This is a genomic window from Pseudomonas mendocina, assembly GCF_003008615.1.
Classification (GTDB): domain Bacteria; phylum Pseudomonadota; class Gammaproteobacteria; order Pseudomonadales; family Pseudomonadaceae; genus Aquipseudomonas; species Aquipseudomonas mendocina_C.
On the sequence record NZ_CP027657.1, the window covers coordinates 2,566,916 to 2,590,512 of the forward strand.

Consider the following 23,597-nt stretch of genomic DNA (forward strand, 5'->3'; position numbering starts at 1 on the left):
GACTTCGGCTCTGCCATAACAATTTAAAAAACGGGAGTAGCAAGTAATGGCTCGTCTGCAACGATCCCTCTCACTGGGGGCGGTGGTGCTCTTCGGCATCGCCTACATGACCCCCATCATCGTCCTCGGCACCTTCGGCATCCTCGCCGAGATCAGCCGTGGCGCGGTGCCCGCGGCCTATGTCGCCGCCTCGCTGGCTATGCTCTTCACCGCCCTCAGCTATGCACGCATGGCCGCGTTGTTCCCGGTGGCCGGCTCGGCCTACAGCTACGTGCGCCGCAGCATCAACGATCACCTGGGCTTCATTGCTGGCTGGTCGGTGCTGCTCGACTACCTGTTCCTGCCCATGGCCATCTGGCTGATCGGCGCGGCCTACCTGCATTCGGCCTTCCCCGAGGTGCCGCAGGCGCTGTGGGTGCTGGCCTTCATCCTGGTCACCAGCCTGATCAACGTGATCGGCTTGCGCCTGGCCAAGGGCATCAACGGCGTGCTGATGCTGGTGCAGTTCCTCGTGCTGCTGGCCTTCGTGGCGCTGTGCGTGCACTACTTACTGGGCGATGCGAGCAAGCCTTTGTGGTCGCTCGAACCCTTCATTGGCGAGGGCATGAACGTTTCGCTGGTGATGGCCGGCGCGGCAGTGGCCTGCTACTCCTTCCTCGGCTTCGATGCGGTCAGCACCCTGACCGAGGAAACCCATGAGCCGCAGCGCACCATCCCGCGAGCGATCCTGCTGATCACCCTGATTGGCGGGCTGATCTTCGTGGTCACCGCCTACTTCGTGCAGTTGGCGCACCCGTCCATCGTCTTCGAAAGTAGCGATGCGGCGGCCTACGAGATCGCCCGCAATATCGGCGGCGATCTGTTCGTGTCGTTCTTCCTCATCGGCCTGATCGTCGGCCAATTCACCTCGGGCCTGTCGGCACAGGCCAGTGCCTCGCGTCTGATGTACGCCATGGGCCGCGACGGCGTGCTGCCGCGTGCCCTGCTCGGCACCCTGAGCCCGCGTTTCGGTACACCGGTGGGCGCCATCGTTGTGTGCGCGGTGGTGGCCTTGCTGGCGCTGAAGCTGGACGTCACCACCTCGACCTCCTTCATCAACTTCGGCGCCTTCCTCGCCTTCAGCCTGGTCAACCTGGCGGTGATCGTGCATTTCACTCGCCAGCCACAGGCGCGCGGGGCGTTGCAGGTGCTGCGCTACCTGCTGTGCCCGCTGATCGGCCTGCTGGCGACGCTGTGGCTGATGGTCAGCCTGGATCGTCTGGCGATCATGCTCGGTTGCGCCTGGTTGGTGATCGGCGGCCTCTATCTGGCCTGGCTCACCGGAGGCTTCCGTCGCCGTCCGCCGGAGTTGCACTTCGATCCGGATGCCTGAGCAGTGGTGCCGTCGCCGGGCCGGATTCACGCTCGGCGACGAAGGTCACAGGCCCAGAGCCATCGGCATTGAGCTGCTGGATGCGCTTGGGCCGGCCCTGACCGTCGAAGAACACCTGGCCGAGCCCCGCGCCATTCCACAGCCGTTCACCCGAGCGGCTGCGGTCGGGGATCATTGGGCTGACGCGCATGCGGCGACGCTTGGTCAGCCAGTTGAGCGGCGACCAGGGCGCGTAGAGCCAGCGGTTGAGACGGTCGAACCAGTCCAGCAGCTTGGCCGGGAATTCGTTCTTGATGCCGCTGCTGGTGATCTGCCAGATGGTCGGGCTGGCGCGGCGGTGGCGGATGCGCACGCGGTAGACGAAGGAGTAGTGCACGTCGCCGGAAAGGATGACGAAGTCTCTCGGCGTACGTGAGTGACGGAAGATGTTCATCATCACGCTGGCCGCGCCACGATGGGCCATCCAGTTCTCCGCGTCGACCATCAGCGGGTGACCGGCGAGGGTGAAGAGTTTCTGGATGCCTTCGATCAGCTTCACGCCGAACATCGGCGCTGGCGAGACGATGATGCAGCTGGGGTGATCGAGCAGCGCCTGCTGGAATTCGCACAGCGCCTCCCAATCCATCAGGCCTGATGGCCGTGACAGGTTTCGCTCGCTGCGCCAGCGCCGCGTGCGGGTATCGAGCACCAACAAGGCCGGCGTGGTGGGCAGCACGTAGTGCCAGTGTTCGAAGTGCAGCAGGGTGTCGATCAGTTCGTCCTGCGCCTTGGCATTCAGGTGGTTGTCCTGTCGCTCCTTTAACAGCTTGGAGCAGGTTTGCAGCGGCTCCTCGAATGCATCCGGATGGTTGCCCCAGCCCTGACACAGCAGGTAGGCGAGCAGGGCGTTGCCGATGATGCGCTTGGAGAAGGGGTGGCCGTAAGCGGTCTCTTCCCAGCGTGCCGAGAGGTTCCAGTCATCGGTGACGTCGTGGTCGTCGAAGATCATCAGCGTAGGCAAGTGCGCGAGTACGCGGGCAACCTGGCCGAGGTTCTGGCGGAAGGCGTCGATGCGCTGGCGCTCGCCGGCGTAGCGTTGCTGCTGTTCGTCGTTCAGCGGCGGCTGGCTTTCCTCGATCAGCGTCCAGGGCACCGGAGACCAGACCAGCAGGTACATGGCGATCATTTCGGCGAAGGTCACCAGGTGATTGTCGGCGCTGCTGCTGGTGAAGATGGGTTTCTCCACGCCGCCGAAGAACTTGTCGCGCAGGGTCTGGTTGCTTTTGAGCGCCGGCAGCAGATCGGCGCGCTGGTAGTAGCCGACCGGGTTGGCGTAGAGTGCCTGGCTGTCCTCGACCACGGCGCCTTCTAGCCACTCGTCGAACAGGCCGAGGCGGGCGATCAACTGGTGAATGGCGCAGAGCATCGGCCCGGCGACGTCGTCGACGTACACCTGGTCGCCGCTCATCAGCAGCAGGGCCGGGCGCTGCGTAGCGTCGTGGGGCTCGGCCAGCAAGCGGTCAGCGCAGAGCAGGCCATCGGCCGCCGCATGATGCGGTTTGCGGCAGGAACCATGGAGCAACTGGTCGACCCGCGAGCGCAGGACGAAGTCGGCGTGTTCGGCGCCATCGTAGAGCAGATGCGGTGCCCAGTCGGTCAGGCCGCGTGCGGCGTTGTCCTCGACGATCTGCAGGTCGTAGGCGATGCGCACGTCCTGCGGCAGGACCTGCTCCAGCGGCAGGTCGATCAGATGCAGCACGGCATGGCGCCCCAGCGGCAGGCGCTGGCAGTGTTCATCGAGCATCAGGCTGCGCGGCGCTTCGCCTTCGGGCCGCAGCCACAACTGCAGGCTCAGTTCGCGACTGGCCACCAGCCACAGTACCAGGCGGCTGGGCTCCAGGCGCCGCAGCAGCGGGCCGGCGAGGACATCGGGCAAGGGCATGTGCGGATGGTTGGTCATCGAAGCGCTGAATCCTGGGGCAAAAAGACTGACTTTCGACAGTGGCAGGGCGCCAGCGGTTCAGGAGGCGGCCTGGCGCAGGCGCTGCAGATCGAGGATCTCGATCTCGCCATAGGTCAGGCGTACGATGCCCTGGGCTTCCAGTTCCTTGAGGATCTGGTTGGTGGTCTGGCGTGACAGCGACAGCATCAGCGCGAGTTGCTCCTGGGCCAGGTGCAGCACCTGGCGCGGTTCGCCTTCGCCGTAGTTCTCGGCGATCAGCAGCAGGCGCCGGGCCAGGCGTGGCGCGGCGGGTAGCAGGCTCATGTCTTCCAGGGCGAGGAACGCCAGGCGCAGCTTGTGGCTCATCAGCAGGGCGAAGTCGCGCCAGTGCTGTGGCTGGCGTTCGAGCAGGGCGAGCAGTTCGGCCTGCGGCAACAGCAGTAGGGTGCTGGCGCTCTCGGCGAAGGCATCATGGGTGCGCGGCAGGCCGTCGAACAGGGAAATCTCGCCAAACCAGTAGGGCGGCTCGACCAGGGTCAGCAGCGCTTCCTTGCCGCTCTCGCTGACCGCGCCAACGCGCACTGCCCCTTCGATCACCGCATACAGCCCGCTGGGTTTATCGCCGCGGCGGAACAGACGCTGACCAGCATCGAACTGCTGTACCTGGGCCATGTCCAGCAGGGCCTGTTGCAGTTCGTTCGGCAGCCCGGCGAACCAGTGGCCTTGGCGCAGCGGGGTGAGAAAAGGGGAGGAATCGGGCATTACAGCTCCTGGCGGTGGTGAAGGCTGTATGGCGATCCCTGCCATTGTCGGCTAGCCGACAGAGCGGCGGCCGGGCTCGGGGTGATGATGGCCTGGCCTATTTCCGCACATGAGGACGATAACAATGAAAACCCTCGTCGATCACCTGGCGCAGTATGCCGCCTACCATCGCGACCGGCGCAATATCGCCAGTCATTTCATCGGCATCCCGATGATCGTGCTGGCCGTTGCCGTGCTGCTGTCGCGGCCGGGATTCGAGGTCGCTGGGCTGTGGTTGGCGCCGGCTACGCTCACGGCTCTGGCGGCGGCGGTGTTCTACCTGCGTCTGGACACCCGTTTCGGTCTGTTGATGACCGCGTTGCTGGGCCTGTGCCTGTGGGCTGGCGCCGTGCTGGCGGCCGCCTCCACCGCGCTCTGGCTGACGGCGGGTATCGGCCTGTTCGTGGTGGGCTGGATCATTCAGTTCGTCGGCCACTACTACGAGGGCCGCAAGCCGGCATTCGTCGACGACGTCATGGGGCTGATCGTCGGCCCGCTGTTCGTCGTCGCCGAACTGGCTTTCCTGCTTGGCCTGCGCAAGGAGGTCGAGCATGCCGTGGTGGAAATCGCCGGCCCGACCTGCATTCGCGAGAAGAAGGCGCTGGCTTGATGCGGGGCAGCCAGGCGTCAGGGGATAACTTGCGTAGGGTGCGCGATGTGTTCAGCCGGGGGACATAGGTAACGGGTGTCGGGAGACATAGGTAACGCATTTAGGCTTACGGTGTTCATCGGATCGGGAGATCGAATGATGCCGTGGCTGGAGCGCAGCACTATGTCGATAAGGCGAGAGTTTGTTCTGCTGGCAGGGCAGCCCCAAAGTAATGTGCGGGAGCTCTGTCGGCGGTATGGCATCAGTCCCAGAACTGGCTACAAATGGCTGGATCGGTACCGTGAGCAAGGCGATGCAGGCTTACAGGATCGATCCCGCCGTCCCCTGAGCAGTCCAGGGCGCAGCGATCCGACGTTGGAACAAACGGTTGTGCAATTGCACCACCGCTATCCCTATTGGGGCGCTCGCAAACTGCGAAGCTTGTTGATGACTGCGGCTGTTGATCCGCCTCACCACAGCACTATCGACGCCATCCTCAAGCGCCACGATTGTCATGTCCTTTACCACAATGAGCAGGCGCAAGCGCCGGCTAACCATCGTTTCGAGCATCCCAATCCGAACGACCTCTGGCAGATCGACTTCAAGGGTAGCGTCCCCCTAAACGATCGCCGTTCGCCTCGTTGTCATCCCTTGACCCTGCTGGACGATCACTCACGCTTTTCGCTCTGCCTGCAAGCCTGTGAGGGGGAGCGGCTGGAGCTGGTCAAACCGCATCTGATCGAGGTTTTCCGTCAGTACGGTTTGCCGCTGCGTATCACCGCCGACAACGGGCCGCCTTGGGGTTCTAATATTGCCGGTGGACTATCAAAATTGGAGGTTTGGCTGATGCGGCTGGGGATCGAGGTCAGCCATAGTCGGCCTCATCATCCACAGACTCAGGGCAAGCTGGAGCGCTTCCACCAGACACTCAAACGCGAAGTGCTGCATCGCGCGTTCAGCGACTTGCAGCATTGTCAGCAAGTGATGAGCCGCTGGCGAGACGAGTACAACCATTACCGTCCGCACGAAGCACTTGATCAACGGCCCCCTATAGAGCGCTATAGGCCCAGTCCACGAAGCTACCCGGAGCAACTGCCAGCCATCGAATATGAACCGGGTGATCACGTGGTGAATGTACGTCAGACCGGGCAGGTGTATTTCAAAGGGCTCAACGTCTTCGTAAGTGGAGGTCTATATGGGGAGAAGGTCGCCATCCGACCAACTGCCGAAGAGGGTGTCTACGATGTGGTATTCATCCGCAAAACGCTGCGTCAGATAGACCTGAGGCAACGGGCAACATGATCATCAACCTGTTACCCATGTCTCCCGACAGGTGTTTACCATGTCCCCCGGCTGAACACGATGCGCACCGAAACGCGGGCGGGTGTGCCACCGGTGCGCGCGGCGCACCCTACGGTGTGCCGCTGCTTTCTTAGAGCCTGTTCAAAGTCTCGCGAGCTAGAGCAATGCAATACCGATGGCGGCCCCGCAAAAACAGGCGAGGAGCGGTCGGAGTCGCGCTCGACTTTACGAGCTGTAAATGAGCAGTCCGAGCCTGTTTTTAACGCCGCAGTGCCGACGCGCAGCAGACTTTGAGCGACGACTAGAACATCGCCATCCACTGCGTGGTCAGCGAGCGTGCGTGGCGATCCACGGTGATGGGGGCGAACGGGCGGCCGGAGACGCTCTGCAGAGTGTTGCTCTGGCTGTTCATGTCGGCCAGTGCGGCGCGCAGGTAGCTCCAGCGGGTCTGCAGCCGCGTCACCTGCGGATCAGCCTTTTCATCCAGTGCGTTGAGCTCGTTGTCGATGGCCGGCAGCAGCAGGCGTTCGTCCTGGCCGAGGTAGGTGTCGGGTTGCTCGCGGGCGATTTCGAAGGTGCCCAGGTAGGAGCGGCTGAGGTACTGCACGCTCAGGTATTCGATCTTGGCAGCCAGTTCACTCGGTTGTTCGCCAGCCGGCAATGCCCGTGCGGCGCTGAGAAAGTCGCGCAGGGCGCGGCTGAGGTCTTCCGGGAAGCGCCAGGGTACGTTGTCGTCGCCGGGGCCATAGGAAACACCGTTACGCAGTTGGGTAACGAGTGCCTGGTGAGCGCTGGTAAGCTCGGCGCTACCTTGCGACAGGCTCTGCATGGCGCCGGCCAGAGCGGTCAGATCCGCCTCCAGGCGTTGTTGATGGGCTTTCTGAAAACCTTCGCCACGTAACAGCATGAGGCTGCTGGTGGCGCGGCTGGCGTGAATCTGGATCTGTTCCTGGGGACTGACGGCCTCGGCATAGGCCAGTGGTGAAAGCCCGACGAAGAGCCCTAGCATCCAGAGAAAAGCATGACGCAACAGTGCTTTACAGCGCATCCGGGGTGCTCCTTGTTATTGTTGTGAGCAGTCAGGGAATAGGCGCAACGATGACGCAGGGCCAAGACTACTGCGTCGTGGAGTCTGGGGCATGACCCGAAAGAGTGATTTCGTCGGAAATCGCCGCCGTTCAGCGCATCCTGCGCCACCTGGCATTCATCTGGTGGACGCGTCATCCCGCCTCGTTGGCGGGATAGGGCGGTTGCACGGCTCTACGGCTGTTGCGGTTTTTGCGCCAGGGCGCGCAGGTAGTCGGTGCTGAATGCATCGGCTGGGAAGAAGGTTTCCAGCGCCAGTTCGGAGAGCGTCACGTCATTGGGCGTGCCGAATACGGTGGTGGTGCTGATCAGGCTCAGCACGCCGCTTTCGGTCTGCAGCAGCACCGGCATCAGCACGGCTTCGCTGACCGGCTCGCTCGGCGCGTCCGGCGCCGGGTAGCTGCGCAGTTCCTCCAGCAATTCATGCAGGCCGGCGTCGCCGCTGATTTCCGCATCGCGCTGCAGGCGCATCAGCAGGTGCGCGCGCCATTGCCCCAGGTTGATGATGCGTGGCGCCAGGCCCTCCGGATGCAGCGACAGGCGCAGCACGTTGAGCGGCGGGCCGAGGAGAAAGTCCGGCACGCCCGCGAGAAAGGGGCCGACCGAGGCATTGGCCGCCAGCAGGTTCCACTGCCGGTCGATGGCCAGCGCCGGGTAGGGTTCGTGGGCCTTGAGCAACTGCTCGATGGCCTGGCGTGCGGTGCTCAGCGCCTGATCCGTCAGTTCGTGCTGGCTGTACAGCGGTGCGTAGCCGGCGGCGCCGAGCAGGCGATTGCGTTCGCGCAGGGGGATTTCCAGCTGCTCGGCCAGGTGCAGCAGCATCTCCCGGCTGGGATGGGAGCGGCCGGTCTCGACGAAGCTCAGGTGGCGCGTGGAAATCTCGGCCTCGCAGGCGAGGTCGAGCTGGCTCAGGCGGCGCCGCTGGCGCCATTGGCGCAACAGGGCGCCGGCGGTCTGGGAGTTGGTATTCATGGCTTGCACGATAGTGCAGTCAGGTCATCGCGGCCATTACCTGGCAGGTAATCGACGCGCTTTCCCGTGGCACGGATTCTAGGAACACGCACCAATCGCGGTGCCTTTCTGGAGAAACCTCATGAGCCACGTGCAACCTTCCCCGCTGCTGCGTAACGCCCTGCTGGCCGACGGTCTGTTGGGCATCTCCACCGGCCTGCTGCTGGTACTGGGCGCCAATTGGCTGACCGGCTTCCTTGAACTGCCGCGCCTGCTGCTGATGGCCAGCGCACTGATCCTGCTGCCACTGGGTGGCCTGCTGTTCTGGCTGTCACGGCAGCCGCAATTGCACCGCCAGGCGGTATGGGCGGTGATCAGCCTGAATACGCTGTGGGTGATCGAGAGTGGGCTGTCGCTGGTGCTTGGCTGGATCGAGCCGAACCTGTTCGGTTACGTCTTCATCATCGGCCAGGCTGTGGTGGTGGCGCTGCTCGCCGAACTGCAGTGGTTCGGTTTGCGCCAGTCGCGTGCGATCGCGGTATGAGGGGAAACGCCGGGTCGGCCCGGAGCTGGGTGGCAGCTCCGGGCAACCGGACGATCAGCTGGCCGGGTTGGCGACCGGCTTGCCGCCCTTGGGCTTGAAGTACAGGGTGGTGCCACGGCCCAGGTTGTTCAGGCTCAGGTGATCCTTGGCCACTTCGGCCTCGATCAGCTCGTCCTGGCCTTCGACCTTCAGGGTGATGCGGGTGATCGCGCCGAGCAGGCGGATATCACGCACCTCGCCAGCCTTGTGCTCCGGGCTCGGCTCGCTGGTCAGATCGACCTCGTGCGGGCGGAACAGCACATGGTGATCGTTACCCACGTACAGGCGGTTGGCATCGCCGAGGAAGTGGTAGACGAAGTCGCTGGCCGGGTTCTCGTAGACTTCGGCCGGGGTACCGATCTGCTCGATCACGCCCTTGTTCATCACCACGATACGGTCGGCCACTTCCATGGCTTCTTCCTGGTCGTGGGTCACGAACACGCTGGTCAGGTGCACTTCATCGTGCAGGCGTGCCAGCCAGCGACGCAGCTCCTTGCGCACCTTGGCATCGAGGGCGCCGAAGGGCTCGTCGAGCAGCAGCACTTTCGGCTCCACCGCCAGGGCGCGGGCCAGGGCGATACGCTGGCGCTGGCCACCGGAGAGCTGCTCCGGGTAACGGTCGCCGAGCCAGTCGAGCTGCACCAGGTTGAGCAGCTCGTGCACCTTCTGCTTGATCACCTCTTCGCTCGGGCGCTCGCGCTTGGGCTTCATGCGCAGGCCGAAGGCGACGTTGTCGAACACTGTCATGTGGCGGAACAGCGCGTAGTGCTGGAACACGAAGCCGACGTTGCGATCACGCACGTCGTGGTCGGAAACGTCTTCGCCGTGGAAACCGATGGTGCCGCTGTCCGGGGTTTCCAGGCCGGCGATGATGCGCAGCAGGGTGGTCTTGCCGCAGCCGGACGGGCCGAGCAGGGCGACCAGTTCGCCGCTCTGGATGCTCAGGTTGATCTCGTTCAGCGCCTTGAACTGGCCGAACTGCTTGTTGACGCCTTTTACTTCGATACTCATGGCTAATGCTCCGTGGGCCGGGCCGCACTGCTGCGGCGCAACGGCTTCAGTCTTCTCGGTTGGCTTGCAACTGGCGGCTCAGACGCGCCTCGCTCCATTGGCGAAGCAGCAACACGACCAGGGCCATGACGAGCAGCAGGATCGCCACGCTGAAGGCAGCGACCATGTTGTACTCGTTATAGAGAATCTCGATATGCAGCGGCAGTGTGTTGGTGTAACCGCGGATGTGTCCGGAAACCACCGAAACTGCGCCGAATTCGCCCATCGCCCGCGCGGTGCACAGCACCACGCCGTAAATCAGCGCCCATTTTACGTTAGGCAGCGTGACATGCCAGAACATCTGCCAGCCATTGGCGCCGAGCAGACGTGCAGCTTCCTCTTCGGTGGTGCCCTGTTCCTCCATCAGCGGGATCAGCTCGCGAGCGACGAAGGGAAAGGTGACGAAGATGGTCGCCAGGACGATGCCCGGCACGGCGTAGACGATCTGCAGGTTGTGGCTGTCGAGATACGGCGCGAGATAGCTCTGCGAGCCGAACAGCAGCACGTAGATCAGACCCGCGACCACTGGCGACACCGAGAATGGCATGTCGATCAGGGTGATCAGCAGGCTCTTGCCGCGGAACTCGAACTTGGTCACCGCCCAGGCGGCGGCAACGCCGAAGACCAGGTTCAGTGGTACCGAGATGGCGGTGGCGATCAGGGTCAGCTTGAGGGCGGATATGGCGTCCGGCTCGCTGATCGCCTGCCAGAAGAACTCCAGGCCACGGTTCAGGCCCTGGGTCAGCACGATGTAAAGCGGCAGCAGCAGGATCACCGCGAATACCGCCCAGGCCACCACGATCAGGGCGATGGCGCCGGCGGAGCGACTGGCCGGACGCGCAGCCGCGTTCTTGCCGAGGGTTGCAAGGCTCATGACAGGCTCCTCAGAGTTGCGGCTGGATGCGGCGCTGCAGGATGTTGATCAGCAGCAGCAGGATGAACGAGACCACGAGCATGATCACGCCGATGGCAGTGGCGCCCGGGTAGTCGTACTGATCCAGCTTGGAGACGATCAGCAGCGGCAGGATCTCGGTCTTCAGCGGAATGTTGCCGGCGATGAATACCACCGAACCGTACTCGCCGACGCCACGGGCGAAGGCCAGGGCGAAACCGGTCAGCCAGGCGGGCAGCAGGCTCGGCAGCAACACGTGGCGAAATACCTGTAATGGCTTGGCGCCCAGGCAAGCGGCGGCTTCCTCGACTTCCTTGGGGATGTCGGCCAGTACCGGCTGCAGCGTGCGCACCACGAACGGCAGGGTGACGAACACCAGTGCCAGGGTGATGCCCAGCGGGGTATAGGCGATCTTGAACGGGAACAGCGAGCCGATCAGGCCGCTGGGTGCGTACAGCGCGGTCAGCGCGATACCCGCCACGGCGGTGGGCAGTGCGAAGGGCATGTCGACCATGGCATCGATGATGCGTCGGCCGGGGAAGGTGTAGCGCACCAGTACCCAGGCGATGATGGTGCCGAGAATGCCGTTGAGTAGCGCTGCGGCCAGCGCGGTACCGAATGAGAGTTTCAGCGAGAACTGCAGTTGGCGGTTGCTGAGCAGTGCCCACCATTGCTCACTGGTCAGCTGGAAGGAGAAGAGGAACATCGCACCCAGCGGAATCAGCACGATCAACGCCAGGTAAGTGATGGTGTAGCCCAGAGTCAGCCCGAAGCCGGGTATGACCGAGGAGGTTCGACGAGACATAAGGTGTCCTTTGGCTCAGGTCCGCGATAAGAGCCTGTTAAAAGTCTGCTGTGCGTCGGCCACGCTGCGTTGGAACTGGGTTCAGGCTGCTCATTTACAATCCGTAAACTCCGCGCTTTCACCCAGTTCCGCCTTGCCTGGCTCTAGCTCGCAAGCCTTTTAGCAGGCTCTAAACAAGGCTCTCCACCCTGTAGGATGGAGAGCCTGAGCGATCAAACCGGTATCACTGGTTGATCTTGGTGAAGATCTGATCGAACACCGCGCCGTCACCGAAGTACTTCGGCTGGGCTTCTTTCCAGCCGCCGAAATCCTTGTCGATGGTGACCAGCTTCAGATCCTGGAACTGATCCTTGAACTCGGCCGCAACGGTGGCGTTACGTGGGCGGTAGAAGTGCTTGGCGGCGATACGCTGGCCTTCTTCGCTGTACAGGTGCTCCAGATAGGCCTCGGCTACGGCGCGAGTGCCTTTGCGATCGACGTTGGCATCGACCACGGCAACCGGTGGCTCGGCGAGGATCGACAGTGACGGGGTGACGATCTCCAGCTGATCGCCGCCTTCTTCGGCCAGCGACAGGTAGGCCTCGTTCTCCCAGGCCAGCAGTACGTCACCCAGGCCACGCTGGACGAAGCTGATGGTCGAGCCGCGAGCGCCGGTATCCAGTACCGGAGCGTGACGGTACAGCTCGGTCACGAACTCCAGGGCTTTCTCTTCGCTGCCGAACTTCTCGCGGGCATAGGCCCAGGCGGCGAGGAAGTTCCAGCGAGCGCCGCCGGAGGTTTTCGGGTTCGGGGTGATGACTTCCACGCCATCTTTCACCAGGTCATCCCAGTCCTTGATGCCTTTCGGGTTGCCTTTGCGCACCAGGAACACGATGGTCGAGGTGTAAGGGGTGCTGTTGTCGGCCAGGCGCGACTGCCAGTTCGGATCGATCAGCTGCTGGTTGAGGTTGATCGCGTCGATGTCGCCGGACAGGGCCAGGGTCACCACATCAGCGCGCAAGCCGTCGATCACTGCGCGGGCCTGTTTGCCCGAGCCGCCGTGGGACTGCTGGATGCTGATGGCAGGGTTGCCCTTGGACTGCCAGAACTTGTTGAAGGCGGCGTTGTACTCGACGTACAACTCGCGGGTCGGGTCGTAGGACACGTTGAGCAGGGTCTGCGCGGCGACAGGGCCGGCGATCAGGGTGCTGGCCAGCGCGGCCAGGGCGAAACGACGAATGGACATGGTGCAGCTCCTAACTGGCTAAATTCTTGTGTTGGCGTATTGGGTGTCAGGTGAGGCGAATTTTTTCGAGCCCTCTGGTTGTCCAGTCGGGCTGCATCATGTGTCAGCTGTTCCTGGTGCTCGGTTGTTGCAGGCGAATCTTTTCCTTGCGTTCGATCTGTACTACCTGGCCGTTGTGCACGGTGATCTCCACCGAGCCGAATTTCAGGCCATTCAGGGCGGTCTGGATCTCGCGCAGGATGCTGGCTTCATCCTGGCCTTCGAGGTTTCTCAGCGTCGCAGTCATTTCCAGGCTCCTTATGAATAGGTCGCCACGGCGGCGGGATGGATTGCCGACGCTGGCGTGGAGCGGATAGTAGAGAGACGGAAATATTCTTAAAAATACTGTTTAAGAACATTTATATAGTTTTTTGGTATATGAGGGGTGGGTCTGCCACCATTGATATGTGGAATAAGTAAATAAGTTCTTATTCTTTTTCGAATTCATTCCTGCTGCCTAGACTGTCGCCATTCGATTCAAGGAGGTGCCGTCATGGGCAGCGAAGCAATCCGTTATCTGATTCTGCCGGGCTGGCAGGGCTCGCCCGAGGAGCACTGGCAAAGTCATTGGCAGCGCAGCCTGCCCAATAGCGCGCGGGTCGAGCAGGCCGACTGGCTCAACCCCGAGCGAGGTGACTGGATCGCCGAGCTGAACCGTGCGGTGGCGGCTGACCCGCGCCCTGCGATTCTCATCGCTCACAGTCTTGGTTGCGTCACCGTGGCGCACTGGGCCGCGCAGGCGCCAGTCGATTTGCTGCGCTGTGTACGCGGTGCTCTGCTGGTTGCACCGGCCGATGTCGAGCGCCCGGGCTGCCCCGAACCTCTGCAGAATTTCGCGCCGATTCCGCGTGATCTATTGCCGTTCCCCAGTCTGCTGGTGGGTTCCGATAACGATTCCGCAGCCAGCGCCCTGCGTGCCATGGAGCTGGCACGCGCCTGGGGCAGCGAAGCGGCGATTCTGACCGGTGCCGGGCATATCAACGTCAAGTCCGGGCACCGCTATTGGGAGCAGGGCTTCGGTTACCTCTATCGCCTGCAAGGGCGGATAGAACAGCAGGCGCGGTTGCGCGCCTGATCCGGCCTCTACAGAGCCGACTATTTCCAGGGCGGGATCGGGCCAGGCAGCCACCCGCTCTTTTTTATGGCCTGCCATCCATGGCGGCCACCCTTCGGGCCGTTGCGGAGCAAGGTTAAAAATTGCTCCAGGCAATCTTTTATTCGTGAGCAGGCTGCGTGTTGAAGAGCAGCGGCTATGGAGCTGGACGTCATGGACTTTTCACAACACTTTCCAGCGCCGCTGACTTTTGCCGATTCGGACAAGAGTCCGCTGAGCATCCGGGCCAAGGCGCTGGTCTTCGTCGACGAGCGTTCGCGCCAGTTGCGCGAGCGTGCTGAGGTGCTGGCGGGCAATGGCCTGCCGTTGCTGATCCTCGGTGAGACCGGTACGGGCAAGGAGTTGCTGGCGCGTTATATCCATCGCCACAGCGAGCGCGGTGGGTTGTTCGTGGCGGTTAGCTGCGCGGCGATCAGTCCGCAGTGGGGCGAGGCGGAATTGTTCGGCCACGCGGCCGGCGCCCATGTCGGCTCCGGCAGCAGTCGTGCTGGCTGGTTCGGCTCGGCCAATGGCGGCACGCTCTATCTGGACGAGATCGCCGACCTCTCGCGGCCGCTTCAGAGCAAGCTGCTCAGCGCGCTGGAAACCCGCGAGGTCTATCGCGTTGGTGCCAGCCAGGCGCTGCCGGTGGATGTACGCCTGGTGGCGGCGAGCAGCATCGACCTGTCCCGGGCGGTAGCGGCCGGCACCTTCGATGAGCGTCTATATGCCTACCTGTGCGACGGTCAGTTGCTGTTCCCGGCATTGCGCCAGCGGGTCGGCGATATCCTGCCGCTGGCCGAATACTTTCTCGGTATTCACGCCTTGCGCCTGGGCCTGGCCATCCCGTCGATCAGCCCGGCGGCGCAGGCCGTGCTGGAGGCACACCGCTGGCCAGGTAATACCCGTGAGCTGGAGAACGTCATCCACTTCGCCCTGCTGTTGGCAGGCGAAAGTGAGATCGAGCCCGAGCATCTGGAATTGCCAGGCGTCGCGTAACCTGAGCCACTTGTGCCCCGGATTTCATCCGGGCTACGAGTCGCCTGTAGGGTGCGCTGCACGCACTGGTTGTTTCTCGCTCGAACAGATGTACGTACCGGTGCGCGCGGCGCACCCTACGGGGTGTGCCGGCTCTTGCGTAGGGTGCGCCATGCGCACCAAGGGTTCCCGAGGCAAGTAGGCATTACGGCGCCAGCAGCGATACCGATTTGATCTGCGCCCAGATCGCCTGGCCGGCATGAATGCCCAACTGATCGAAGGAGTAGCGGGTGACCCGCGCCAGCAAACGCTGATCACCGATGCACAGGGTCAGCAGCACTTGCGCATCGAGCACCTGCCAGCTTTCCACCCGTGCCGGCAGCAGGTTGAGCAGGCTGCTGCCTTCGGCACGATTGAGCCCCAGGCTGACGTCGCGCGCCTTGATCTTCACCCGCACCGCCTGTCCGTCTGGCACTGCCGCATGCGGCAGGCGCAGGCGTGCGTCGCTGCCTGGGAGCCGAAGCTCCAGCAGGCCGTAGGCGGCGTCGTGGCCGCAGACCTGGCCGTCGATCACCGCCTCGGCATCGTCTTCGGTCGCGAAGGGCAGGTCGGCGCGCAGCAGGGTTTCCTTGAGTGGGCCGCTGGCACGTACCTGACCTTCGTCGAGCAGCACCAGATGATCGGCCAGGCGCGCCACTTCATCCGGGGCGTGGCTGACGTAGAGCACGGGAATGTCCAGTTCCTCGTGCAGGCGTTGCAAGTAGGGCAGTACTTCCTGCTTGCGCTTGAGATCCAGCGAGGCCAGTGGCTCGTCCATCAGCAACAGGCGTGGGCTGGTGACCAGCGCGCGAGCGATACCGACACGCTGGCGTTCGCCGCCGGACAGCGCCGAGGGCATGCGCTCGAGCAGATGACCGATGCCCAGCAGTTCCAGCGCCTGATCCAGTGCCACCTTGCGCTGCGCCGCCGGGATGCGCCGCTGGCCGTACTCCAGATTCCCACGCACGCTCAGGTGCGGGAACAGGTTGGCGTCCTGGAACACGTAGCCGATGGCGCGCCGGTGCGTCGGCAGAAAGAGGCCACGCGCACTGTCCTGCCAGATTTCGCCGGCGATTTGCAGATAGCCCTGCTGTGGACGATCCAGCCCGGCGAAGCAGCGCAGGCAGCTGGTCTTGCCCGACCCGGAATGGCCGAACAGCGCGCTGACGCCGCGCCCGGGCAGGTCGAGGTCGACATCCAGACGAAAGCCCGCATGCTGTACCAGAAAGCGCGCGCGAATGCGGCCGTCATCCACCACCGTGGGGATCGAAGGTTTACCGAATCCGAACATCACCAGGCCCTCACCTTGCCGCTACGGCCGCTGTACAGCGCGAGCAGCACGAGGAAGGAGAACACCACCATGCCACCGGCCAGCCAGTGCGCCTGGGCGTATTCCATGGCCTCGACGTGGTTGTAGATCTGCACCGACACCACCTGGGTCTTGCCGGGGATGTTGCCGCCAATCATCAGCACCACGCCGAATTCGCCAATGGTATGCGCGAAGGCGAGGATCGCCGCAGTGACGAAGCCTGGCCGCGCCAGTGGCAGTATCACGCTGAAGAAGGCATCCCAGGGGTTGGCGCGCAGGGTGGCGGCGGCCTCCAGCGGGCCGCGGCCGATGGCCTCGAAGGCGTTCTGCAGTGGCTGCACGACGAAGGGCAAGGAATAGAAGATCGAACCGATCACCAGGCCGGTGAAGGTAAAGGTGAAAGTGCCCAGCCCGAGGCTCTGCGTCAGTTGGCCGAAGAATCCATTGGGCCCCATGCTCACCAGCAGGTAGAAACCGATCACCGTCGGCGGCAGCACCAGCGGCAGCGCCACCAGCGCGCCAACCGGGCGCTTGAGCCAGGACTCGGTGCGGGTCAGCCACAGGGCGATGGGCGTGCCGATGATCAGCAGCAGCACGGTGGTCAGCGAGGCCAGCTCCAGGGTCAGCAGGATGGCATCGAGGTCGTTCTTGGACAGCGGCATGCAAGGTTCCGCAGCAGGTCGATACGGATGCAGCCAGGGGCGCGTGTCGGCACGGCCCCGGGCTGCATCGGGTTACGGCAGTTTATAGCCGAACGACTCGATCACCTTCGCCGCTTCCGGGCTTTTCAGGTACTCGACCAGCGCGGTGGCAGCCGGGTTGTTCGCGCCCGGCTTGAGGATCGCCGCATCCTGCTTGATCGGCTCGTACAGCTCGGCCGGTACGATCCAGGCCGAACCGCTGCTGACCTTGCCGTCTTTGTACACCTGCGACAGCGCGACGAAGCCCAGCTCGGCGTTGCCGGTGGCGACGAACTGCTGTGCCTGGGTGATGTTCTGCCCCTCGACCAGCTTGCCCTTGACCGCCTCGCTCAGCCCCAGCTTGGCCAGCACCTGGGTTGCAGCCAGGCCATAGGGCGCGGCTTTCGGGTTGGCGATGGAGAGGTGCTTGAACTGTCCGGCTTTCAATGCCGCGTCCGTACCGTCGAGGTAGTTGGCGTCGGCCGACCACAGCACCAGGCTGCCGATGGCGTAGGTGAAGCGTGAGCCGGGCACCGTCGCCCCTTCGCTTTCCAGCTTGGCCGGGGTGCTGTCGTCGGCACTGAGGAATACATCGAAGGGCGCGCCGTTCTTGATCTGCGCATAGAACTGCCCGGTGGCGCCGAAGGAGGCCACCAGTTTGTGCCCGGTGGCTTTCTCGAAGGCCGGGGCGATGGCCTGGATTGGCGCGGTGAAGTTGGCAGCCACCGCCACCTTCACTTCATCGGCGATGGCGCCGCTGGCGAAGACCAGACCGAAGGCGAGCAGGCTGTGCTTGAGAGGCTTGAGCATGGGGGCTCCTTGTTGTTCTTGGGCGGTCACGCGGCCTTGGGGCAGGCCAGGTGCGGCAATCCTACATCGTTGTGTAATTTTGTATATAGCGATGGTTTCCTGCACGATCTTCGTGCGTGGCGGCGGGTGCCTGCACCGTCACGGCTTGCGGGCAGTTTTTCCCTTGCCAGCGACTACAAAAAACATAATTTCGCTAATCCCCCGCTCTGAACAGAATGCCCGCAACGAGCCGCCCCGGCGGATTCAGTCACGAGCAGAATCAGAGCAGGCACCCATGACCGAGCTGAAGCAATCCGCCTTTCCCCAACCCGCAGGTCGGGTACCCGCAACCCTGACGATCGACACCCTGGTGGTCGGCGCTGGCCAGGCCGGCGTGGCCATGAGCGAGCACCTGGGCAAGCTCGGCGTGCCGCACCTGGTGCTGGAGAAGAGCCGCATCGCCGAGGCCTGGCGCACGGTGCGCTGGGATTCGCTGGTGACCAACGGCCCGGTCTGGCATGACCGCTTCCCCGGCATGGAATTCCCCGATCTCGGCCCGGACGACTTCGCCCACAAGGATCAGGTGGCCGACTACTTCGAGGCCTACGCGCAGATGATCGACGCGCCGATCCGCACCGGCGTCGAGGTCAAGCAGGTGGTACGCGCGCCCGGCCGCGCCGGCTTTATCGTGGAAACCTCCGAGGGCACTATCCACGCCAATCGCGTGGTCGCCGCCACCGGCCCGTTCCAGCGCCCGGTGATCCCGGCCATCGCCCCGCAGGACGACAGCCTGCTGCAGATCCACTCGGCGCACTACCGCAATCCGCAGCAACTGCCCGAAGGCGCGGTGCTGGTGGTCGGCGCCGGTTCTTCCGGCGTGCAGATCGCCGACGAGCTGAACCGCGCCGGGCGCCAGGTGTACCTCTCCGTCGGCGCCCACGACCGGCCGCCGCGCAGCTATCGCGGGCGCGATTTCGTCTGGTGGCTCGGCGTGCTCGGCCTGTGGGATCTGGAAACCGTGCAGCCCGGCAAGGAGCATGTGACCATCGCCGTCAGCGGCGCCCATGGCGGGCGCACCATCGATTTTCGTGAGCTGGCCGCGCAGGGCATCACCCTGGTAGGCCTGACCCGCGCCTTCGCGGATGGCGTGGCGCAGTTCGCCGATGACCTGGCGGAGAACCTGGCGCGCGGTGACGAGAACTACCTGTCGCTGCTCGATGCCGCCGATGCCTATATCGAACGCAACGGGCTTGACCTGCCACAAGAGCCCGAGGCGCGCCGCCGCTTCCCTGAGCCGGCGTGCGTCCGCGAGCCGTTGCAAAGCCTCGACCTGGCCGCAGCCGGCGTCACCTCGATCATCTGGGCCACCGGCTACGCCACGGACTTCAGCTGGTTGCAGGTCGATGCCTTCGACGCCAACGGCAAGCCGAAGCACCAGCGCGGCGTGTCCAGCGAGCCGGGGGTGTACTTCGTCGGCCTACCCTGGCTGTCGCGCCGTGGCTCCACCTTCATCTGGGGCGTGTGGCACGACGCCCGCCACATCGCCGACCACATCGCCACCCAGCGCAAGTACACCGCCTACCGCGACGCTGCTCAGCGTGACGCCGCGACCCTCGAATCCAGCGCTGGCAAAGTCAGCCTCACCGGAGTCCGCTGATGCCCACTCATACCCGCATCCGCATGTTCAACACCAAGGACACCTACCCCAATCAGTCCCTGGACAACGACCTGTGCCAGGCCGTGCGCGCCGGTAACACCGTGTACGTGCGCGGCCAGGTCGGCACCGATTTCGACGGCAACCTGGTTGGCCTCGGCGACCCGCAGGCGCAGACCGAGCAGGCGATGAAGAACCTCAAGCAACTGCTGGAAGAAGCTGGCAGCGACCTCTCGCATATCGTCAAGACCACCACCTATATCATCGACCCGCGCTACCGCGAGCCGGTGTACAAGGAGGTCGGCAAATGGCTCAAGGGCGTATTCCCGATTTCCACCGGACTGGTGGTCTCGGCGCTCGGCCAGCCGCAATGGCTGATGGAGATCGACGTGATTGCCGTGATTCCCGATGACTGGCCGAGCGCCGGAGGCCAGGCATGACCTTTTCCATCGTCGGCCGCTGCCCGGAAACCGGGCACCTCGGCATCGCCATCAGCTCCTCCAGCATCGCCGTCGGCGCCCGTTGCCCCTGGCTGCGTGCCGGGGTCGGCGCGGTGTCGACGCAGAACATCACCCTGCCGGCGCTCGGCCCGCAGATTCTCGACCGCCTGGAGGCGGGCGAGGCGCCGGCCAGTGCGCTGGAGCAGGCGCTGGCGCGCAATGGCTACGGCCAGTACCGCCAGGTGACGGTGATCGACAGCCATGGCGCCAGCGCGCATTTTTCCGGCAGCGAAGCCCTTGGTGTGCACCATGCGCGCGCCGGCGAGCAGTGCGTGGCAGCCGGCAATCTGCTGGCCTCCACAGCGGTGATCGACGCCATGGTCGAGGCTTTCGAGCAGGCCGACGGCGGCCTGCCGGATCGCCTGCTGGCAGCCATGCACGCGGCGATGGCCGCCGGTGGCGAGGCCGGGCCGGTGCATTCGGCGGCGCTGTCGGTGGTCGGTGATCTGGTCTGGCCGGTGGTCGACCTGCGCGTCGACTGGGCCGAGCACGACCCTATCGGCGAGCTGGATAAACTCTGGCGCGCCTACGAGCCGCAATTGCACGATTACATCACCCGCGCCCTCGACCCAACCGCCGCGCCGAGTTATGGCGTACCGGGTGACGAGTAGGTTGGACGACCTGTGGGAGGGGCTTCAGCCGCGACTTGGCGCGTACCCTTCGTCGCCGCTGAGCGCCTCCCACAACCACACACCCAGTCGTAGGGTGGACGACGCTCTTTTCGTCCACCGCATGTGTCCTGGGATGAAAGCGCCACACTGCACCCAGATCGTGGGAGGGGCTTCAGCCGCGACCTTGAACTGTCGCCGCTAAAGCGCCTCCCACAGGAGCATCGATCAACCTTTCACCGGTAACCACCCATGCCCACCAGCCGCGACCTGCTCGCCGACCTGATCGCCTTCGACACCACCAGCCGCGAATCCAACCTGGCACTGATCGATTACGTGCGTGCCTACCTGGCTGGTCTCGGCATCGACAGCGAGCTGCTGTTCAACGCCGAACGCAGCAAGGCCAACCTCTATGCGCGCATCGGCCCGGCAGGGGCGGGCGGGGTGATGCTCTCCGGACACAGCGACGTGGTGCCGGTCGACGGCCAGAACTGGAGCGTGCCACCGTTCCAACTGAGCGAACGCGACGGCCGCCTGTACGGGCGCGGCACGGCGGATATGAAGGGCTTTATCGCCTGCGTGCTGGCGGCGCTGCCGCGCTTTCTCGCCGCGCCGCTGCGCCTGCCGCTGCACATCGCCATTTCCTACGACGAGGAGGTCGGCTGCCTCGGCGTGCGCAGCCTGGTCGAGCGCCTGCGCGCCAGCCCCGAGCGCCCGGCCATCTGCCTGATCGGCGAGCCCACCGAGATGCGTCCGGTGCTCGGCCACAAGGGCAAGCTGGCGATGCGCTGCGAGGTGCACGGCGCCGCCTGCCATTCGGCCTATGCGCCGCAGGGGGTGAATGCCATCGAATACGCGGCGAAACTGATCGGCCGCCTCGGCGAGATCGGTGAGCGCCTGGCCGCGCCCGAGCACCATGACCCGCGTTTCGATCCGCCGTACTCCACGGTGCAGACCGGGGTGATCCAGGGCGGTCGCGCATTGAACATCGTGCCCGCCGAATGCCGCTTCGATTTCGAGATGCGCGCGCTGCCGGCCGACGACCCGCAGCAGGTCGCCGCCGAGCTGCGCGACTACGCCGAGCGCGAGCTGCTGCCGCGCATGCGTGCGGTGAGCGCGGCCAGCGACATTCGTTTCAGCGAGCTGTCCAGCTATCCCGGCCTGCTTACCGACGCTGCCAGCGACGCGGCACAGCTGCTGGCGCTGATAGCCGAGCGCGAGGACTTCACCACCGTCGCCTTCGGCACCGAAGGCGGTCTGTTCGACGAGGCCGGCGTGGCCACCGTGGTCTGCGGCCCTGGCAGCATGGAGCAGGGGCACAAGCCGGACGAATTCGTCAGTCTCGATCAACTGGCCCGCTGTGACGCCATGCTGGCGGGTCTGGCAGGGTGGATGCTGCAGGGCGATTGACGGGCCTGAGCGAAGTACCCTGCCGCCTGCCTGGATTCCCGCCTGCGCGGGAATGGCGTTTGAACCTGGTGTTCGTGGTCTGCTGATGTTGGGCTCCCGACTTCGTGGGAATGACGTGAGCACGGCTTCAGCACCATTATTCCTGCGCAGGCGGAATCCAGTACTGGTCATATGAGTTCGGTACATTCCCGTCCCGTCATTCCCGCGCAGGCGGGAACCCAGCGGCGCGGCAGCAGAGTGTGTAGATGGTGCGCCAGTCCATCTAGCCGACGATTTCTTCCCACAAGTCTTGCCATCCAGGATTACCCGACTCGATCAGGCGCAACTTCCATTCCCGCCGCCACTTCTTCAACTGTTTTTCGCGTGTGATGGCGGTGAGCATGCTCTCATGCATTTCGTAATAGACCAGTTGGTGCACGCCATAGCGTTGGGTGAAGCCCGCGACGCAATCGTTACGATGTTCCCAGATACGTTTGCAGAGATTGCTGGTCACGCCAATGTAGAGCGTGCCATTGCGTTGGCTGGCGAGGATGTAGACGGCGGGTGACCTGGGCATGGTTGTCCTTCCTGGACGTGAATGTTCCTGGCCCATAAGTGTAGTGGGTGAGTTTGGCTGTTGCCGCTCCTGCCCGTCATGCCTGCGAAGGCGAGAATGCAAAGGGGCTGTAGTATCTGGGCTCCCGCCTTCGCGGGAGTGACGTGAGCATGGCTCCAGTAACACGATTTCTGCGCAGGCATGAATCCAGTACTGGTCAGTTGAGTCCAGCACACTCCCGCCCGTCATTCCCGCGAAGGCGGGAATCCAGAGAGGCTGCAGTATCTGATCCCGCTCCTTTGCGGGAGCAACGACAGGGCTCTGCCCTTTACGTGCGGTACAGCTTGAGGCTCTCGACCCGCGCCCGGTAGGCGCCGAGGCGTTCCTTGAGTTGATCCTTGTGGTCGCTGGCGACACAGTGCAGCAGCACGTTCAGGGCGCTGGTCAGGCCGCCGGTGGATTCGAGTATCAGCCCGGTCTTGGTCTTCATGGTGACGATGTGCGGCGTGTCGATATGTTTGGCGATGCCGTATTCGTCGGTGAACACCACCAGGTCGGTATTCTGCTTCAGGCAGTTGTTGGCGAAGGCGATGCCGGCATCGGCGTAGGGCGCGATGTCGATCAGGATCACGCAGCAACGCTGGTTATGGCTGTCCAACCACTGGCCGAGCACGCCGCTGTAGAGGTCGAGAAATTCCACGCCCGAGCGCACCAGGGCCAGGCGGTTGGCGAAATCTTCGGCCAGCCCACGAATGGTCTGGAAGCCACAGACGAACACCCGTTCTGCATCCCCCACGCGCGCCACGATGTCGCGCCAGTGCTGGCTGCCGAGCAGCTCGGCGAAGGCGCGCAGCGCTTCGATTTCCTCGTTGAGGTGGGCCACCAGGTCTTCCGGCTGCTCGACCCGCTCGATCAGCGCCGGGTTGAGCAGCGATTGCACGCGCACTTCGTCGCGCAGCTCGTCCTTCAGGCTTTTCAGGCCCTTGTAGCCGAGCCGGCGCAGGAAGCGGCTGACCGTATTGGGGCTGACCCCGCTCTTGGCTGCCAGGCTGGCGCCGTTCTCGAACGCCAGGGTCTCCAGGTTGGCCTGGATATAGGCCCACAGGGTGCGCTCGGCCGGCGTCAGCTTGCCTTCCAGGTGCTCCATCTTGCCATCGAGCATGTCCGATTCCCCTGCCATGCCAAATCGTTCTGACATTTAAATGTCAGAGTATTGATCTTTGGAAGAAATATATTCTACTCTGCAACCGTAATGCAAAGAGATGTCGATTGGCCGTTACCCGAGTGAAGAAAGCCGCTAAAAGTCTTTCCGCTCCGCAGTCGACGCTCGCGCTTCCTGCCGCAACAAGCAAATGCCGCGCCCTGGCGCGGCCACAACAGTGGAGA

The 23,597-nt window shown here is 63.9% G+C and carries 24 protein-coding genes; 10 read left to right on the forward strand and 14 right to left on the reverse strand.

Features of this window, described 5'->3' with window-relative positions; genetic code table 11:
• Positions 1 to 46 precede the first annotated feature (46 nt).
• Positions 47 to 1,372 carry an APC family permease gene (locus tag C7A17_RS11910; RefSeq protein WP_106738229.1) on the forward strand — a complete coding sequence of 442 codons (1,326 nt, stop codon included), beginning with the start codon at positions 47 to 49 and terminating at the stop codon, positions 1,370 to 1,372.
• On the opposite strand, the gene C7A17_RS11915 is transcribed toward C7A17_RS11910, so the two are convergent.
• A complete protein-coding gene (locus tag C7A17_RS11915) occupies positions 1,317 to 3,311 on the reverse strand; it encodes a metallophosphoesterase family protein (RefSeq protein WP_234035912.1) in 1,995 nt (664 codons plus the stop codon). The two genes, C7A17_RS11910 and C7A17_RS11915, sit on opposite strands and share 56 nt — an antisense overlap.
• A 60-nt stretch (positions 3,312 to 3,371) precedes the next feature.
• Positions 3,372 to 4,055, reverse strand: a complete 684-nt coding sequence (locus C7A17_RS11920) for a Crp/Fnr family transcriptional regulator (RefSeq protein WP_106738230.1) — start codon at positions 4,053 to 4,055, stop codon at positions 3,372 to 3,374.
• 124 nt (positions 4,056 to 4,179) lie between these two features.
• Between C7A17_RS11920 and C7A17_RS11925 the strand changes: the two genes are divergently transcribed.
• Together C7A17_RS11925 and C7A17_RS11930 are read left to right on the forward strand one after the other, a co-directional pair.
• Positions 4,180 to 4,704 (forward strand): Mpo1 family 2-hydroxy fatty acid dioxygenase, encoded by a 525-nt coding sequence (locus C7A17_RS11925; RefSeq protein WP_106738231.1) that lies wholly within the window; start codon positions 4,180 to 4,182, stop codon positions 4,702 to 4,704.
• A gap of 138 nt (positions 4,705 to 4,842) precedes the next feature.
• Positions 4,843 to 5,985, forward strand: a complete 1,143-nt coding sequence (locus tag C7A17_RS11930) for an IS481 family transposase (protein WP_106742723.1) — start codon at positions 4,843 to 4,845, stop codon at positions 5,983 to 5,985.
• A 301-nt stretch (positions 5,986 to 6,286) separates the two neighbouring features.
• Here the strand turns inward: C7A17_RS11930 and C7A17_RS11935 are convergent, their stop codons facing one another.
• Positions 6,287 to 7,033: a hypothetical protein gene (locus C7A17_RS11935; protein ID WP_106738232.1), complete on the reverse strand. Its 747-nt coding sequence runs from the start codon at positions 7,031 to 7,033 to the stop codon at positions 6,287 to 6,289.
• 212 nt (positions 7,034 to 7,245) lie between these two features.
• Positions 7,246 to 8,043, reverse strand: a complete 798-nt coding sequence (locus tag C7A17_RS11940) for an MmyB family transcriptional regulator (protein WP_106738233.1) — start codon at positions 8,041 to 8,043, stop codon at positions 7,246 to 7,248.
• 121 nt (positions 8,044 to 8,164) lie between these two features.
• Between C7A17_RS11940 and C7A17_RS11945 the strand changes: the two genes are divergently transcribed.
• A complete protein-coding gene (locus C7A17_RS11945) occupies positions 8,165 to 8,566 on the forward strand; it encodes a hypothetical protein (protein ID WP_106738234.1) in 402 nt (133 codons plus the stop codon).
• A 54-nt stretch (positions 8,567 to 8,620) separates the two neighbouring features.
• On the opposite strand, the gene C7A17_RS11950 is transcribed toward C7A17_RS11945, so the two are convergent.
• The 5 genes from C7A17_RS11950 to oscA all read right to left on the reverse strand — a co-directional run bounded on the left by C7A17_RS11950 (position 8,621) and on the right by oscA (position 12,863).
• Positions 8,621 to 9,616, reverse strand: coding sequence for a sulfate/molybdate ABC transporter ATP-binding protein (locus C7A17_RS11950; RefSeq protein ID WP_106738235.1), 996 nt, complete (start codon positions 9,614 to 9,616; stop codon positions 8,621 to 8,623).
• Between the two features lie 46 nt (positions 9,617 to 9,662).
• Positions 9,663 to 10,529, reverse strand: coding sequence for a sulfate ABC transporter permease subunit CysW (cysW, locus tag C7A17_RS11955; RefSeq protein ID WP_106738236.1), 867 nt, complete (start codon positions 10,527 to 10,529; stop codon positions 9,663 to 9,665).
• 10 nt (positions 10,530 to 10,539) lie between these two features.
• Positions 10,540 to 11,352 (reverse strand): sulfate ABC transporter permease subunit CysT, encoded by an 813-nt coding sequence (cysT, locus tag C7A17_RS11960; protein ID WP_106738237.1) that lies wholly within the window; start codon positions 11,350 to 11,352, stop codon positions 10,540 to 10,542.
• A 223-nt stretch (positions 11,353 to 11,575) separates the two neighbouring features.
• On the reverse strand, positions 11,576 to 12,577 hold the full coding sequence (locus C7A17_RS11965) for a sulfate ABC transporter substrate-binding protein (RefSeq protein ID WP_106738238.1): 1,002 nt from the start codon (positions 12,575 to 12,577) through the stop codon (positions 11,576 to 11,578).
• A 103-nt stretch (positions 12,578 to 12,680) separates the two neighbouring features.
• Positions 12,681 to 12,863, reverse strand: a complete 183-nt coding sequence (oscA, locus tag C7A17_RS11970; RefSeq protein WP_106738239.1) for a sulfur starvation response protein OscA — start codon at positions 12,861 to 12,863, stop codon at positions 12,681 to 12,683.
• A gap of 246 nt (positions 12,864 to 13,109) precedes the next feature.
• On the opposite strand from oscA, the gene C7A17_RS11975 reads away from it, so the two are divergent.
• Both C7A17_RS11975 and C7A17_RS11980 read left to right on the forward strand, forming a co-directional pair.
• Complete coding sequence (locus tag C7A17_RS11975) at positions 13,110 to 13,691, forward strand: RBBP9/YdeN family alpha/beta hydrolase (protein WP_106738240.1); 582 nt, start codon at positions 13,110 to 13,112, stop codon at positions 13,689 to 13,691.
• Between the two features lie 192 nt (positions 13,692 to 13,883).
• Positions 13,884 to 14,708: a sigma 54-interacting transcriptional regulator gene (locus C7A17_RS11980; RefSeq protein ID WP_106742890.1), complete on the forward strand. Its 825-nt coding sequence runs from the start codon at positions 13,884 to 13,886 to the stop codon at positions 14,706 to 14,708.
• Between the two features lie 184 nt (positions 14,709 to 14,892).
• Here C7A17_RS11980 and modC read toward each other — a convergent pair whose 3' ends face one another.
• The 3 genes from modC to modA form a co-directional block, all read right to left on the reverse strand.
• Entirely contained in the window at positions 14,893 to 16,017 is a 1,125-nt protein-coding gene (modC, locus tag C7A17_RS11985) for a molybdenum ABC transporter ATP-binding protein (protein ID WP_106738241.1), read from the reverse strand.
• Positions 16,017 to 16,697 carry a molybdate ABC transporter permease subunit gene (gene modB, locus C7A17_RS11990; protein ID WP_106738242.1) on the reverse strand — a complete coding sequence of 227 codons (681 nt, stop codon included), beginning with the start codon at positions 16,695 to 16,697 and terminating at the stop codon, positions 16,017 to 16,019. Before modB ends, modC begins: the two co-directional genes overlap by 1 nt.
• A 72-nt stretch (positions 16,698 to 16,769) precedes the next feature.
• Entirely contained in the window at positions 16,770 to 17,525 is a 756-nt protein-coding gene (gene modA, locus C7A17_RS11995; RefSeq protein WP_106738243.1) for a molybdate ABC transporter substrate-binding protein, read from the reverse strand.
• 274 nt (positions 17,526 to 17,799) lie between these two features.
• On the opposite strand from modA, the gene C7A17_RS12000 reads away from it, so the two are divergent.
• The 4 genes from C7A17_RS12000 (at position 17,800) to argE (ending at position 21,676) form a co-directional block, all read left to right on the forward strand.
• Positions 17,800 to 19,161, forward strand: a complete 1,362-nt coding sequence (locus tag C7A17_RS12000; RefSeq protein WP_106738244.1) for a flavin-containing monooxygenase — start codon at positions 17,800 to 17,802, stop codon at positions 19,159 to 19,161.
• Positions 19,161 to 19,598, forward strand: coding sequence for a RidA family protein (locus C7A17_RS12005; protein ID WP_106738245.1), 438 nt, complete (start codon positions 19,161 to 19,163; stop codon positions 19,596 to 19,598). Before C7A17_RS12000 ends, C7A17_RS12005 begins: the two co-directional genes overlap by 1 nt.
• The gene (locus C7A17_RS12010) at positions 19,595 to 20,269 is read left to right on the forward strand and encodes a DUF1028 domain-containing protein (protein WP_106738246.1); all 675 of its coding nucleotides are present in this window, start codon (positions 19,595 to 19,597) and stop codon (positions 20,267 to 20,269) included. The genes C7A17_RS12005 and C7A17_RS12010 overlap by 4 nt, the downstream gene beginning before the upstream one ends.
• Positions 20,270 to 20,518: 249 nt before the next feature.
• Positions 20,519 to 21,676: an acetylornithine deacetylase gene (argE, locus tag C7A17_RS12015; protein ID WP_106738247.1), complete on the forward strand. Its 1,158-nt coding sequence runs from the start codon at positions 20,519 to 20,521 to the stop codon at positions 21,674 to 21,676.
• Between the two features lie 262 nt (positions 21,677 to 21,938).
• Here argE and C7A17_RS12020 read toward each other — a convergent pair whose 3' ends face one another.
• Both C7A17_RS12020 and C7A17_RS12025 read right to left on the reverse strand, forming a co-directional pair.
• The gene (locus C7A17_RS12020) at positions 21,939 to 22,232 is read right to left on the reverse strand and encodes a GIY-YIG nuclease family protein (protein ID WP_106738248.1); all 294 of its coding nucleotides are present in this window, start codon (positions 22,230 to 22,232) and stop codon (positions 21,939 to 21,941) included.
• A 307-nt stretch (positions 22,233 to 22,539) separates the two neighbouring features.
• The gene (locus tag C7A17_RS12025; protein WP_234035913.1) at positions 22,540 to 23,391 is read right to left on the reverse strand and encodes a MurR/RpiR family transcriptional regulator; all 852 of its coding nucleotides are present in this window, start codon (positions 23,389 to 23,391) and stop codon (positions 22,540 to 22,542) included.
• Positions 23,392 to 23,597 lie beyond the last annotated feature (206 nt).

What these genes read in the sequence shown, in the direction of transcription:
- C7A17_RS11910 (WP_106738229.1), top strand. Translation starts at nt 47, where the DNA reads ATGGCTCGTCTGCAACGATCCCTCTCACTGGGGGCGGTGGTGCTCTTC.
- C7A17_RS11915 (WP_234035912.1), bottom strand. Translation starts at nt 3,311, where the DNA reads ATGACCAACCATCCGCACATGCCCTTGCCCGATGTCCTCGCCGGCCCG.
- C7A17_RS11920 (WP_106738230.1), bottom strand. Translation starts at nt 4,055, where the DNA reads ATGCCCGATTCCTCCCCTTTTCTCACCCCGCTGCGCCAAGGCCACTGG.
- C7A17_RS11925 (WP_106738231.1), top strand. Translation starts at nt 4,180, where the DNA reads ATGAAAACCCTCGTCGATCACCTGGCGCAGTATGCCGCCTACCATCGC.
- C7A17_RS11930 (WP_106742723.1), top strand. Translation starts at nt 4,843, where the DNA reads ATGCCGTGGCTGGAGCGCAGCACTATGTCGATAAGGCGAGAGTTTGTT.
- C7A17_RS11935 (WP_106738232.1), bottom strand. Translation starts at nt 7,033, where the DNA reads ATGCGCTGTAAAGCACTGTTGCGTCATGCTTTTCTCTGGATGCTAGGG.
- C7A17_RS11940 (WP_106738233.1), bottom strand. Translation starts at nt 8,043, where the DNA reads ATGAATACCAACTCCCAGACCGCCGGCGCCCTGTTGCGCCAATGGCGC.
- C7A17_RS11945 (WP_106738234.1), top strand. Translation starts at nt 8,165, where the DNA reads ATGAGCCACGTGCAACCTTCCCCGCTGCTGCGTAACGCCCTGCTGGCC.
- C7A17_RS11950 (WP_106738235.1), bottom strand. Translation starts at nt 9,616, where the DNA reads ATGAGTATCGAAGTAAAAGGCGTCAACAAGCAGTTCGGCCAGTTCAAG.
- cysW (WP_106738236.1), bottom strand. Translation starts at nt 10,529, where the DNA reads ATGAGCCTTGCAACCCTCGGCAAGAACGCGGCTGCGCGTCCGGCCAGT.
- cysT (WP_106738237.1), bottom strand. Translation starts at nt 11,352, where the DNA reads ATGTCTCGTCGAACCTCCTCGGTCATACCCGGCTTCGGGCTGACTCTG.
- C7A17_RS11965 (WP_106738238.1), bottom strand. Translation starts at nt 12,577, where the DNA reads ATGTCCATTCGTCGTTTCGCCCTGGCCGCGCTGGCCAGCACCCTGATC.
- oscA (WP_106738239.1), bottom strand. Translation starts at nt 12,863, where the DNA reads ATGACTGCGACGCTGAGAAACCTCGAAGGCCAGGATGAAGCCAGCATC.
- C7A17_RS11975 (WP_106738240.1), top strand. Translation starts at nt 13,110, where the DNA reads ATGGGCAGCGAAGCAATCCGTTATCTGATTCTGCCGGGCTGGCAGGGC.
- C7A17_RS11980 (WP_106742890.1), top strand. Translation starts at nt 13,884, where the DNA reads ATGGACTTTTCACAACACTTTCCAGCGCCGCTGACTTTTGCCGATTCG.
- modC (WP_106738241.1), bottom strand. Translation starts at nt 16,017, where the DNA reads ATGTTCGGATTCGGTAAACCTTCGATCCCCACGGTGGTGGATGACGGC.
- modB (WP_106738242.1), bottom strand. Translation starts at nt 16,697, where the DNA reads ATGCCGCTGTCCAAGAACGACCTCGATGCCATCCTGCTGACCCTGGAG.
- modA (WP_106738243.1), bottom strand. Translation starts at nt 17,525, where the DNA reads ATGCTCAAGCCTCTCAAGCACAGCCTGCTCGCCTTCGGTCTGGTCTTC.
- C7A17_RS12000 (WP_106738244.1), top strand. Translation starts at nt 17,800, where the DNA reads ATGACCGAGCTGAAGCAATCCGCCTTTCCCCAACCCGCAGGTCGGGTA.
- C7A17_RS12005 (WP_106738245.1), top strand. Translation starts at nt 19,161, where the DNA reads ATGCCCACTCATACCCGCATCCGCATGTTCAACACCAAGGACACCTAC.
- C7A17_RS12010 (WP_106738246.1), top strand. Translation starts at nt 19,595, where the DNA reads ATGACCTTTTCCATCGTCGGCCGCTGCCCGGAAACCGGGCACCTCGGC.
- argE (WP_106738247.1), top strand. Translation starts at nt 20,519, where the DNA reads ATGCCCACCAGCCGCGACCTGCTCGCCGACCTGATCGCCTTCGACACC.
- C7A17_RS12020 (WP_106738248.1), bottom strand. Translation starts at nt 22,232, where the DNA reads ATGCCCAGGTCACCCGCCGTCTACATCCTCGCCAGCCAACGCAATGGC.
- C7A17_RS12025 (WP_234035913.1), bottom strand. Translation starts at nt 23,391, where the DNA reads ATGGCAGGGGAATCGGACATGCTCGATGGCAAGATGGAGCACCTGGAA.